The 12,383-nt window shown below is 42.0% G+C and carries 9 protein-coding genes and 1 pseudogene; 2 read left to right on the top strand and 8 right to left on the bottom strand.

From position 1 onward, the window contains the following. Nucleotides 1-141 precede the first annotated feature (141 nt). Complete coding sequence (locus tag ACESTD_RS06115; protein ID WP_373159068.1) at nucleotides 142-1,095, bottom strand: tyrosine-type recombinase/integrase; 954 nt, start codon at nucleotides 1,093-1,095, stop codon at nucleotides 142-144. A gap of 167 nt (nucleotides 1,096-1,262) precedes the next feature. Here ACESTD_RS06115 and ACESTD_RS06110 point away from each other — a divergent pair, with 167 nt between their 5' ends. Continuing rightward, a complete protein-coding gene (locus ACESTD_RS06110; RefSeq protein WP_005833603.1) occupies nucleotides 1,263-1,634 on the top strand; it encodes a hypothetical protein in 372 nt (123 codons plus the stop codon). Continuing rightward, nucleotides 1,537-1,755 (top strand): winged helix-turn-helix transcriptional regulator, encoded by a 219-nt coding sequence (locus ACESTD_RS06105; RefSeq protein WP_080597300.1) that lies wholly within the window; start codon nucleotides 1,537-1,539, stop codon nucleotides 1,753-1,755. Before ACESTD_RS06110 ends, ACESTD_RS06105 begins: the two co-directional genes overlap by 98 nt. Nucleotides 1,756-1,878: 123 nt before the next feature. On the opposite strand, the gene ACESTD_RS06100 is transcribed toward ACESTD_RS06105, so the two are convergent. From ACESTD_RS06100 to ACESTD_RS06070, 7 genes and pseudogenes are all read right to left on the bottom strand, one after another. Further along, nucleotides 1,879-4,740, bottom strand: a complete 2,862-nt coding sequence (locus ACESTD_RS06100; protein ID WP_373159067.1) for a PL29 family lyase N-terminal domain-containing protein — start codon at nucleotides 4,738-4,740, stop codon at nucleotides 1,879-1,881. A gap of 457 nt (nucleotides 4,741-5,197) precedes the next feature. Beyond that, nucleotides 5,198-6,151, bottom strand: coding sequence for a tyrosine-type recombinase/integrase (locus ACESTD_RS06095; protein WP_373159066.1), 954 nt, complete (start codon nucleotides 6,149-6,151; stop codon nucleotides 5,198-5,200). 288 nt (nucleotides 6,152-6,439) lie between these two features. Continuing rightward, nucleotides 6,440-6,619: pseudogene (locus ACESTD_RS06090) on the bottom strand (nucleotidyltransferase domain-containing protein); the annotation flags it as partial. Between the two features lie 96 nt (nucleotides 6,620-6,715). Next, nucleotides 6,716-7,003, bottom strand: a complete 288-nt coding sequence (locus ACESTD_RS06085) for a HEPN domain-containing protein (protein ID WP_227980258.1) — start codon at nucleotides 7,001-7,003, stop codon at nucleotides 6,716-6,718. A gap of 289 nt (nucleotides 7,004-7,292) precedes the next feature. Next, nucleotides 7,293-8,420, bottom strand: coding sequence for an ATP-binding protein (locus ACESTD_RS06080; protein ID WP_005825750.1), 1,128 nt, complete (start codon nucleotides 8,418-8,420; stop codon nucleotides 7,293-7,295). A gap of 164 nt (nucleotides 8,421-8,584) precedes the next feature. Next, a complete protein-coding gene (locus ACESTD_RS06075; protein ID WP_005825747.1) occupies nucleotides 8,585-8,926 on the bottom strand; it encodes a hypothetical protein in 342 nt (113 codons plus the stop codon). A 90-nt stretch (nucleotides 8,927-9,016) separates the two neighbouring features. Next, nucleotides 9,017-12,328 carry a hypothetical protein gene (locus ACESTD_RS06070; RefSeq protein ID WP_195289137.1) on the bottom strand — a complete coding sequence of 1,104 codons (3,312 nt, stop codon included), beginning with the start codon at nucleotides 12,326-12,328 and terminating at the stop codon, nucleotides 9,017-9,019. Nucleotides 12,329-12,383 lie beyond the last annotated feature (55 nt).

The following is a 12,383-nucleotide window of genomic DNA, read 5'->3' as shown; positions in this document are numbered from 1 at the left end:
AAAGGCTTGAATGACAGTATATTGATAGCACCGATTAGAGCTCCGTAAAGACAACACCATTCCGTTCTTCAAAACTCATTTTGAAGATTCCGGAAAATGTGCGACAAATCTATTCTATCCTATCAAAAGAAGTAACGTCTTTTATACTGTACACGCTCCGCTTCTTACAAAAGAAATTACCCTTTGATTGGCCTCGTCAATCTTTCTGTTGCTAAAAGGCTTCAGATAGGTTTCCGTCACCGTGATGGAGGAGTGCCCCATGGCTTCCGATATGATTCCGGGGTGTATCTCGCAATGGTAGGCCATTGTGGCCCAGGTGTGTCTGGCTGCATAGGTACTGAGTGCCGACTGCATTCCCAGGCACTGCCTGAGTACTGCCAGCCGCTGGTTGAATCCCCTGAGTGCCGACTGGTATTCCCGGTATGCGGCTTCCGTGCCTTCCTCGCTCTGCAGGATGGGAAACAGATAGGGGGAGTCGGGGTTCCTGTTCGCCACCATCCTGACCATCTGCATGGCTTCGGGTGTGAGTGACACGGTCAGCGCCCGTCCCGTCTTCCGCCTTCTGTAAGACAGCACATTCCCCTGCAAGTCCCTTTTGTGCAGGTACGCCAGGTCCACGAAGGGTATGCCCCTGAGCATGAACATGAGTACGAAGAAAATCCTTGTTCTCTGCTGTGTGTTTGGGAGCGTCCCTCCTTGCAGGCTCCTTTCCGTCTCCCTTACCAGGCTGCTGATGTCGGATGCCTCGAGCGCCTTCTTCCTGTCCGCCCGTGTGCCGGTATATACATGCTCGAACAGTCTGGGTACATACCGTATGTACTTTCTGTCCACCGCCCGATGATACACCGAGCGTACCGTCTTGATGTAGGTGGATACGGTGTTCCAACTGCAGTTCCTCTGCCTGAGGTAGTTTTCGAATCTCTTCAGTACGGTCGGGCTCAGCCTGCGCATGGGCATCGGCTGCCATTTGGTGAATGCCGAGAATGCATTCACCGCTGACTGGTAGATGTGTGCCGTCCCCCACCTGCCGCCTTCCCGGAGTTCCCCGATGACTGAGGAGAATATCTCTTGTAAGGTAATTTCATTTCTATTCATTTCCAATTTATTTATAAAAGGTTTATTCTGCAATATAAATAAATTAGATGAATATAAGGGAGACGAATATATTTCTTATATTTGCGAGAAACTTCGCATTGAAAATTGCAATACGAATACACCATACTGACTATACTCATTGGTGGAATTAAATAATTGAACACTATATGTCACTGCCAATAAACATAGAAGACCTGCTGCATCGTAATAAAGTGGAAAGTAATCGGGATTTCTTGAAAGAATTGGACTTGACAGAAGGTCGCTGCACCGGAATTCCTACAATCCAAGATGGGCTGGCTAAAAACGGTTCACCACGTGCTTCTATCGAAACCGATGAGGAACGCAGTTACTTCCTCATGTTCATACCCGTACATGAAGGATGCGGTAATGTAGTCAGAATGAAGGACAATACCGGAACATCACTGAGTAATATGGGGCAGGATGAAACTAATGTTGCCCAAAGATTGCCCAAAGATTGCCCAAAGTACATTGGAAGCAATTATACAAGATCCATATATAACCATTGGACAGTTGAGTGAAGTGCTAAAACTTTCTGAGAGAACAATAAAAAATAGAATAGTGCTGCTTAAACGGGAGGGACTGATAACTCGGATTGGCAGTAGAACATCGGGGTACTGGGAAGTGTTTAACAACGTGTAATAGTCAAGACTTGTTCTGACAGTTGGTTTATTATTGGAGGCACTATAAAAGAAGAGTGGATATAATCTTTTGTAAGACTATATCCACTCTTTTATTTATTATCTTCTAATAACTTGTTTACTTTTAGTTATTAGTGATAGTAGAGCTTACAGGAACTGTAATGAAATCAGTCTTGATGGTACCCCAACCATATTCTACGGTAACTTTAACGTAGATATTGAATGCTGAAACTTTAGTACCATTGTTCTTGTAAGTGATGAAACCATACTGAGAAGTCTTAGCATCATCACCGCTACCCATTGTGGTATTTGTGTTAGCTTTCAACTCTACCGTTACAGGAACAGCCTGACGAACACCGTTCAAGTCACATTCTGCATTATCCACATCGGCAGTAATTGTGAATGGTCCGTAGAAGCCCCAGTAATTAGCATAGTCACTGAAGTAGCGATCACGCCAGTCGTAAGGAGCAATCAAGTCTTCCAAGCGGATGAATGAACCCTTTTCACCAAAGTCAACAGCGTCGATGAAGTTATCAGCAGCTTGTTCAGCAATGTTGACCGGACGGATGAAATTAGCCTGGAAGTGATCTTCATTATCAAATGTAATAGTAACTACCTTAGTCTCATCATCGCATACACGACCAGTAGCACCAATATAAGTGTACATAGCGCCAGTATTCAACAATTGCTTGGCAATAGCACTATTCTTGTTATAGGTTACAGTGTTAGGAGCGGTAGAACCAGCATTGTTAATAACAGCTATCTCTTCTTTTACGCCGCCTACTGTAGCGTATAATGTCGTACCATCTGCATCTGTTGTGAAGACTACATTAATATCACCAATCTTAGTGATATTCTTGATGTCATCAGCGCAGAAGAAGTATTCTATACCAGTCACTGCTTTGTCAAGTTTCAGTACGCCCGGAGTTCCTTCCGTACTATTCTTTGCCCAAGTTGTGAACGGAGAATTCAAATCATTAACAAATGTACAGTGAGTTGGGTCAGCATCTGTCGTGCTACTTGGTACGGCAACATTAAACTTGGTATAAGTTTTGTCTGCATCCCAATAGTTGGAGATGAAGTCGGCTTTTGCTACATTGTAAGACTTCTGGATATCTTCTACCGTAGCTTTCAGTACCAATTCAACATAAGCACCTGTTTGATTTTCACCTGCATAATATCTTACACGGTGAGTCAGCTGCTTGCTGGCATTTTCCCACAAAGCGTCTTTAGAGATAGTCCATTTGATTACGTGAGTAGCTTGAGTTTCTGCATCTGTTGTTTCTTCACAAGTACCCAAATCTGCCGGAGTCTGGTTTGCACCATAGTCGTAGAAATACGGATAAGTTGCGTGGAATTGTTCTTTACTCAAACCGATTTCATTGTATACCTGAACGTTCATATCCTTAACTGTTGACAGTTTTGAAGCTGCAGCATCATCGCAATCATACTTGAAGTTTTCGATAGTCAGTTCATATTGGTTAGTAACAGGAGCGCTTGTCTCATCTGCAATGAATACCTTGATGTAAGCTACCTTTACAAGGTTCTCGCCATCCATCAAACGAACACGTACGATAGGAGTACGGCCAATAGCTGCACGGCCTTCGGTTTCATACACTTTCGGGGTCAAAACGCCATCAGCCAAAGTCACGAAGTCTGCCTGATCGGTTACAGGATTACCTACCTTATAGTTCTTTACCACATCAAAAGCAAAGCTCAGGCCAAGTTTCTCCAAATCAGCAACCTTGATTTTGTCACCACCTTCACATGCCAATTCATGAGCTTCTACACATTTCGTCAAGTCTAAGCTTTGGTTGTAAACAACAATGGTATCACAGTATGTTTTAGATTCTGCCTCAGTAATTCCTTCTGCCCAAACAACCTTTTGATTGTATGCGTCAGCATCTACAGCAGCAATTTTAGTTCTATAGTGCTCGTCTTTATCAGCGATACCTTTCTTTGCAGCTTCGGCAGCCGGGTCAGCGATAGCCAAGTCACTCAAATCTTTCTTGAATACTGTAGCATAATCAGAAGTAACATCTTCACCATTTTCTTTCTCTACATTCAATGCAAACACAGAAATCTTTTCTTCTGTAGCGGCTATTCCCTTGATATTGACTTTGACCTTCAAAATACCGTCCGTAAAGGAAACGAATTCGGGAGTCATTGCAAAATCATTGGAAGCAGCAGCACGTGAACTGATATAATCCACGTTCGGTTTCACCATGAATGAAAGTTTGTCTTTCAGTTCATTAACGTTGGCATTGGCCGGATTTACATGATATTCGGCATAGACAACCGGATTGATAGTGGTGCTGGTAGCTGCAGCTGTCGTTTTTTCCGATTTAGAATCTTTTTCAGATAAAGTCAGTGCTTTATAAGCATAGGAATCATAAGTCAACCCCTGCACACCATCAACATACACTTGCGGGATGAAAACCAAGCTACGCAAATTGTTGGTCTTTGAAATTGTAACACTGCCTGTCGTTCCATCAGCCTTTGTCACATTGTATAGAATCACATCATTGCCATCCTCTACAGCTGTAATGCCCGTACCTTTCCAAGAGATATTGGTAGATTCCTTTAAGGTACCATCAGCATTGTAGATGTCAAAGTTCCCAGTTGTTTCATTAGGCTTATAGTAGCAACCATCACCACCTTTTTCGCCAATGGCTTTATAAGCCTGTTTTACGTCATCTTTATACCAATAGCCATCCTCTCCGATGCTCCATACTGCAGCATTTGTGCCATTTGAGCCATTGGTAATTTCATAAGAATTACCATTGCTAAGAGTAATAGTGATGCCATTTGCTCCCTTGACTACCCCTGTTATTACGCTACCGTCTGAAATCAGCTTATTAATCTGATCTATAGCCTTAGCGTTTTCATCAATTTGCTTCTGTAAGTTTTCGATGTCATCATCATAATCCTTACAAGAAACAAATGTACCTGCAGTACCAACCATTAAGGCAATGAACAGGATCACACTTAGAAACTTTTTGTTTATAATTGAAAACTTTAAATTTATAAATTTAAAAAAATAAAAAGTGAATAATTTCTCATTTCTGGCATTCCTTTTCCCATAATGCTTTTGTTAAAAAATTCCGTTACTTCGCAGGTAATGAAATCCTGTTAATTCCATTAATAATCAAGGAATAAGGATAAAATAGGTGGGGTTTGTTCAAAATAGTAAAAATCAGCCCGTTAGGATATTGGAAAGAGGATTGGAAGTCCAGAAAGATGACAGTGGGAAAGTGATGAAATGAGGCTTTCAAAGAATGAAAGTGTGTATTTTTCAGTTCAAAAGGTTGAATGACAGTATATTGATAGCACCGATTGGAGCTCCGTAAAGACAACGCCATTCCGTTCCTCAAAACTCATTTTGAAGATTCTGGAAAATGTGCGACAAATCTATTCTATCCTATCAAAAGAAGTAACGTCTTTTATACTGTACACGCTCCGCTTCTTACAAAAGAAATTACCCTCTGGTTGGCCTCGTCAATCTTTCTGTTGCTGAAAGGCTTCAGATAGGTTTCCGTCACCGTGATGGAGGAGTGCCCCATGGCTTCCGATATGATTCCGGGGTGTATCTCGCAATGGTAAGCCATTGTGGCCCAGGTGTGTCTGGCCGAATAGGTGCTGAGTGCCGACTGCATTCCCAGGCACTGCCTGAGTACTGCCAGCCGCTGGTTGAATCCCCTGAGTGCTGACTGGTATTCCCGGTATGCTGCTTCCGTGCCTTCCTCGCTCTGCAGGATGGGGAACAGATAGGGGGAGTCGGGGTTCCTGTTCGCCACCATCCTGACCATCTGCATGGCCTCGGGTGTGAGTGACACGGTCAGCGCCCGTCCCGTCTTCCGTCTTCTGTAAGACAGTACATTCCCCTGCAGGTCCCTTTTGTGCAGGTACGCCAGGTCTACGAAAGGTATCCCCCTGAGCATGAACATGAGTACGAAGAAAATCCTTGTTCTCTGCTGGGCGTTTGGGAGCGCCCCTCCTTGCAGGCTCCTTTCCGTCTCCCTTACCAGGCTGCTGATGTCTGATGCCTCGAGCGCCTTCTTCCTGTCCGCCCGTGTGCCGGTATACACATGCTCGAACAGTCTGGGTACATACCGTATGTACTTTCTGTCCACCGCCCGGTTATACACCGAGCGTACCGTCTTGATGTAGGTGGATACGGTGTTCCAACTGCAGTTCCTCTGCCTGAGGAAGTTTTCGAATCTCTTCAGTACGGTCGGGCTCAACTTGCGCATGGGCATCGGCTGCCATTTGGTGAATGCCGAGAATGCATTCACCGCTGACTGGTAGATGTGTGCCGTCCCCCACCTGCCGCCTTCCCGGAGTTCCTTGATGACTGAGGAGAACATCTCTTGTAAGGTAATTTCATTTCTATTCATTTCCAATTTATTTATAAAAGGTTTATCTTACAAGTATATACAATTATAGCTGCAAATACAATGATTTCATATTCCTCATTTTTTGCAATATCAAGTGATTATTGCTGCAAGAGAAAAATGTTTAAGTCATGATAGGGATTGGATGAAGAAGGGAATAAGTAAGAGAAAAACGCTCAGGTATGTATTTCGCAGTACTTGGTATGGTACGAAGATTTAGGAGAAGAATATGCGTTGGAAGTAAAAAAGAATATAAATTATAGAAATAGATGGCATGTGATAAACAAGACTTCATTGTATTAGAATTCCAGTTTTTCTAATATCACAATAAAGAGGATTGTCCATATCTTCTGTAAGCAGGACTGGCTCTATAAGGTTACTTATCTTGCGTCTAAGTTTCCACAATAGAGGAGTATCTTTAAAATAATCGTCATCCAGGCGTTCTACTATCACAGCAATATCTATATCGCTGTCTGCTCTATAATTTCCTTTACTGTACGAACCATAAAGATAAAGGGCCTTTAATGGACTTCTCCGCTACCATTTCCTTATAGCGTTTGGCAAGGTTTATAGCTTGTTCTTTATCCATAATTGCAACTCTTTAGTTTGGCTCAAAAGTTCAGCACAGTATTCTTTGGTTAAGCTCTTCATTAATCTTTCTTTATAAGAGGGGTAACGGGCTTCTATATTAAGAGGTTCAAGTTTGTCTATAAAGGCTAACTGCTCCTCCGACAATTGCTTGTCCAATCCCGTTCTCTCCGCAAGTCTGGATAGTGAATGTATCTTTAGAGGAACTTCCATTAAGCAATTAGTCCAATATGCTTTGAGAATTTTCTCTATTGTTTGATGGCACATGAACCGACATAGAGATAACGGCCTGTAAGCAGCATTGCATTCGCTGTTTCCAAATCATAATCTGACATCTCAATCCAATAAGGTTACTTTACTATCCATATTTCGAGTCTTTAGAACAAAGATAGTTATTATCCTTCAAACAACAATGATTTGCTACAACATTTTATCCGTTGGAACCATATTGAAGGTATTTACTTTAGTCTTATAATTATATTTTGCAAAGCCTGCTGCATCTCTACTCATTTCTAAATTGTTTATAGAATGAATATAAGATTCAAGAAAGAAACCATTAAAGCTTATTCCTTTGCAACCAAAGTTGGAAGAACTGATCATATACCTGGTAAATGCCTTTATCATACGTAATAAAGTCTTTTTCCAGTAGTCCTTTTACAGCTGAAGAGACAGAACTGGCAGATTGCAACTTGTATTTACGTACAAAGTCACCGCTTGAGATAGCCTTAGCTTTTCCCTCTGCTGCTATTGCCATAAACACAATACGTTGCTTTTCGGGCATCTGATATAATAAGGCATCATAGGTATCGGCAGAAAAATCCAGAAGGTCGTTAATGGCAGTATCTATCATTGAGGGAATACATATTTCTCCAGTTCCGGTCATGGAAAATAAAATGTTCATAACCTTCTGCATATACGAAGTTATACCATTGAAGCGCTCATATAGCTCTGTTACCACTAATGTATCTAAGTGTTTGCTTGCTCGCTCAAAGTGCCTAAGGCAGAACTCCGCGTATTTATCAACAGAAATGGGAGGCAGGTTTATCAGTGTAACCGATTGGTAGAATGGACGTGCCGGAGAAGTAAACATTGCCCCCATCAGATGCCTATGGGACCCGGAGAAGACAAAGTGGGCATTGGAACAGCGTTGTATATGTGTCCGTAGTGCCGCTTCTATGTTGGGATCGTCTGCATATTTGGTTATTTGCTGGAATTCATCAATGGCGATTAGGCAAGGCTTCCCGGCATTATTCAGATAGGAGAATATCTCATCCAATGTTGCAGAGGGATTAGTTATAGCTCCCAGACCGATTCCCCAGGTAGGCTGTCCATTCATGTCGAATGTTATTTCGGAACGAAGGGAGGCCAGTACATTCAAGAAGGTACCCCATACGGATTTTCCTTTTGGACGTAGTTCATCCAGTACAGCCTTGCCGAAAACATTCACAAAATCGCGTACAGAGCTTGTGGCATAAATATCGATGATGAAAGTGTGGTAATGCTCCTTGATTTCCGGCTGTCCAAAACAATGCCGCAGCAAGTCTGTTTTGCCTAATCTGCGTGGGGAAATCAATGCAATGTTGTTCTCATTCGTCAAAAGTGAGACAATTTTAGCCGTTTCTTTCTCTCTGTCACAGAAATATTCCGGTGATACATAGCCGTTCGTAACAAATGGATTTTTCATATGATTATTGAGTTTACACGCAAATATAAGGAAAATATCACGATAATCATAAGATGATAATCATAAAACGATTATTATTGGAAATGTGTGGTTGACTATCATATGAAATGGCTATTCTTTTCCTCATCCAAAGAATAGAGGAATAGTAATAGCCATTTTCTGTTTTAATCTTGATATTCAATTTCTTCACCAAGAGCTTGACGTATCATATTATGTTCATTGCGATAGAGTTTACCATTACGCAGATAATAATAGTTAAAGTAACCGGCAAACTCAATAGTGGCATACTTTAGTGTATCTCCTTGATTATAGACTTTCCATGTACCCTCGTACGAACTGGAATCATCATATTGAATCAGGGTGGTGGAGTCGGCTCGAAGGTCGAATTGGATACCGGTTTCAGTAACGAATTTGCCTGGAAAAGGATGTGTAGCTGCTGACTTCTTACATGAAGAAAAGCAGATGAGTGAAACTGACACAGTCAAAATGAATAGTATTTTCTTCATATCTGATATTTATAAATGAAAGATTGAAAAAAAGGACGCCCTGCAAGAGGACGTCCCTTTTATTAAATTATATCAAGAATCTCTTCTTAATTATTTGGCACTCGGTGTACCGGCAGCCTTCTTAACGATGACTTTCAGGTTATCCTTGCTCAATACCCCCCACTTGTAGTTGACATTTACTGTCAAGAACATATTGTAGTCAACGTTAACCGGTGTACCATGGTTGTTGAAGTATGCCAAGTGAGTCGGGTCAGCATCGACAGGTTTAGCTGTTGACTTGTCTGTAGACTCATCCCAATTCATCATCTTCAATGAAGCATTGGTCGGCAATTTACCGTCAGTAGTACCCTCCTTGTGCTCATAAGTGCTGGTTGCAGCATTCCAAGCCAAGCTGGTAGTGGTCTTATCAGTCAAGAACTTGACCTCACGTACGGCATAGTAGTCATACAAAGCATGTGCATAAACTTCATCACCAGTGGCCTTGTCAGCTACAGCAGCAGCTACCGGTTTATTATTCCAGTCAGTGAATGTGAAGTTCTTGGCAACGCTCAAGAAGCTACCGTCAATTTCAGCATCAACGAAGTTGTCGCTGATAGAACCGTCAATAGTCAACGGGTTGATGAAGTGTACCTCAAATTCTTGAACTGGAATAACATTGAACTCATTGTATGCAACAACTAGCTGTACAGGAACTTCCTTGCCAATCAACTTGAGGGCGGCATCAGTACCGTTCAAGTCATCTTTTTCGTGGAGACGGATGATACTGGAGCATTCATTTACGCTATTACCTAATGTTTCATCATAATTCCAAGGCAAGTTCTTTTTGTTTTCTGTAACATCAGCACCCATCAGGTTATTGATAGTGGCAGCCAAATCGTTAGATTGTTTATAATCATTAATTCCTGCATCCGTTCTACCGATGTTGCTGTTGTCACTTACGACTTCGTCTTTTGCTGTACCTTTAGTCTTATACCACAATTGAGTTTTGTCATCGCTTGTGACAAAGTCTTTCAAATGCGGATAAGTAGTCAGGTCTTTCATGCGTGTTTCGTCAAAGATAAACTTAACCTCTGCACACTCACGAATATACTGGATGAATTGAGCCAAGTTGGCTGGCTTTTCTTTGGTCGGTTCGTATACAAAGCCATTAACCAAGTCAGCTTCGATGTGGCTATAGTCTTTCAGCGTACAACCGTCAGTAATACCCGGATATACATGCGGGTCTTTCTGTGTTCCACCGTCATTTGCAGTAGTGTAAACAATCGGATTCACATTGAAGACACCTTCGCCCTTACCATTCTTCCAGAATGTACCTTGGTATGCAAACTTCTGTGCAGGAACAACGATTGTCTGCTTGAATGTCTGCTTGATATCACCATTCAAACCAGTTTCGTCAATGTACTTAACGTCGATTTCGAATGTAGAAGCATAAGTCTTGGTAGACTCATTGTAAGCCAATGTACCAACAGTCTTCGGGTTCATAGCCCAAACTAAGTTGTAAGACGTATTGTCTTCAGCATCGTGCAATAAAGCAAATACAAGGTCTTTATTGTTTTCAATCGCTTCCTTACCGTCTTTGCCAACTTTGTCAGAACCTTCTTTCCAGTCAGTAGCCACCTTAGAAACAGCTAATTTAGACAAATCTACCTTCTTGCCGTCTTTTCTCAGTTCAAGGATCTCCATATCTGTATAGATGCTGTGGAACTGAGTCTTACTCATACTCTGACCACCGTCAAACTTAACCATATGATAGATCTTCTCGTTCATTTCCTTAGAGAACAACTGCTGGAACATATCCTTGCAAGTTACAGTATCGTTCGGGAATGTAATAGCAGCAATCGTTTGATCCTTTTCACCGGTCCAACGAATCTTGATGTAACGTACAGCAATCATATTGCCATTATTCTTGTCCCACAATTCAGCACGAATGATAGGTTCGCGACCGATGGAAGTCTTGGAATATTCTGTATCTCCCAACTCTACGTCGTAAACTTCAGACTTCAGCGTGTAGCCGTCAGACAAGATGCGGCCGAATGCCTGTTCGTCAGTCTTACGGTCACCTTGCAGATACTTAGCTTTTGCTAAAGAGAAACGGAATTCCAGGCCATAGTCGGCGTAGTTCGTCAATTCCTTGTGAGAAGCGTGTTGTTTGTCAGTATAAGTATAGCATACAGTAACCAACGTTCTCAAGTCAAGTGGACTGTCATATGACTGCTTAACATCAACCAATTGTTCGTTGCCTGATTTATACAAGCAGAGAGAGTCATGATAATGAACGTATTTACCATCCTGCATTTCGTCTGCAAAATCAGTCGTGAAGTCCTTCGTGAAGTCAATCTTCTTGTTAGCCAAATAAGGATATACAGTAGATTCTTCGATACGGCTGTATTCGGAATTTACAAATACGTCTTTACCAGCTTCTTTCTCAGCATCTGTCAGGTTTTTGTCAGCAATAGGAGTCTTCAGAGAAGCCATCCAGAACTTTTCAAGTTTACCTTCACCGTGAGCGCTACCGGTTGTGCCGATGCTCTTGCCTACGTAATCTGCATTCTTCTTATAAAGAACAGTCATTACACCGTCTTTTACATCGTAGTCTACAACTTCGAGAGGCTTGTTCTGAGAAAGTTCAGGAGCAGCCTTTGTTACGTTCTGAGAGGTAAAGCATTCAAACATAGGAAGCTTAACATCTTCTTTCATCACACCGATGCTCGGGCTAATCTTGTAGCTTACCTCATTCTTTTCGGTAGAAATGCTGAGTGCCTTGGCGCCCTTTACAGCAGTGTGGTCCAAAACCGGGCGATCAGTGTGCTTAGACGGGTCTGCTTCGTGGTCAGCATAGTTCTTGGCAGCAAAAACCTGCGGTGTATACGTCAGTGTCAGCAGTTCAATTGAAGGAATGCCGTTGATGTGCGTAGTTGGAATCAGCGTAAGGCTGGTCAATCGGTGACCAATCAAAGCCATAACTTTAACACTCAGAGTTTCGACATCTGTAGCCAATTTCTTCAAATCAGCTTCAGAAATAAACTCACTTGCCAGACTCTCCTTCAGTTCTTTGATCTTAGTATCAACAACCTCTAAAGATGCCAGCTTTTCCATTTCTTTTTCCAAAGCATCTTGTAATTTCTCTAAATCAGCTTCAGATACTCCTCCTTCGCTTGAACCAGCCTTATCCAGAGCTTCCTGAGCTTTGGCCTTGGCTTCGTTTGCGGCAGTTTTAGCTTCATCTACAGCTGTCTGCAAAGTAGCAACTTTTGCATTCAGGTCATCAAGTGAAGCTTTCTTGTCCAGTTGTCCCTGCAAGTCCTTGATGTCGTCATCATAGTCCTTACAAGACGTGAACGTTCCTGCAGTGCCCACCATTAAGGCGCTGAACAGGATCACACTTAGAAACTTTTTGTTCATAATTGAAAACTTTAAATTTATAAATTTAAAAAAATAAAAAGTGAATAATCTCTCA

The organism is Bacteroides sp. AR20 (assembly GCF_964250605.1).
Classification (GTDB): domain Bacteria; phylum Bacteroidota; class Bacteroidia; order Bacteroidales; family Bacteroidaceae; genus Bacteroides; species Bacteroides uniformis.
Note: the sequence above shows the minus strand (reverse complement) of the source record. Positions and strands in the feature narration are given on the sequence as shown.

Bases quoted from the DNA above. Each gene is read 5' to 3' on its own strand.
- ACESTD_RS06115 (WP_373159068.1), bottom strand. From the start codon at position 1,095: ATGAATAGAAATGAAATTACCTTACAAGAGATATTCTCCTCAGTCATC.
- ACESTD_RS06110 (WP_005833603.1), top strand. From the start codon at position 1,263: ATGTCACTGCCAATAAACATAGAAGACCTGCTGCATCGTAATAAAGTG.
- ACESTD_RS06105 (WP_080597300.1), top strand. From the start codon at position 1,537: ATGAAACTAATGTTGCCCAAAGATTGCCCAAAGATTGCCCAAAGTACA.
- ACESTD_RS06095 (WP_373159066.1), bottom strand. From the start codon at position 6,151: ATGAATAGAAATGAAATTACCTTACAAGAGATGTTCTCCTCAGTCATC.
- ACESTD_RS06085 (WP_227980258.1), bottom strand. From the start codon at position 7,003: ATGTGCCATCAAACAATAGAGAAAATTCTCAAAGCATATTGGACTAAT.
- ACESTD_RS06080 (WP_005825750.1), bottom strand. From the start codon at position 8,420: ATGAAAAATCCATTTGTTACGAACGGCTATGTATCACCGGAATATTTC.
- ACESTD_RS06075 (WP_005825747.1), bottom strand. From the start codon at position 8,926: ATGAAGAAAATACTATTCATTTTGACTGTGTCAGTTTCACTCATCTGC.
- ACESTD_RS06070 (WP_195289137.1), bottom strand. From the start codon at position 12,328: ATGAACAAAAAGTTTCTAAGTGTGATCCTGTTCAGCGCCTTAATGGTG.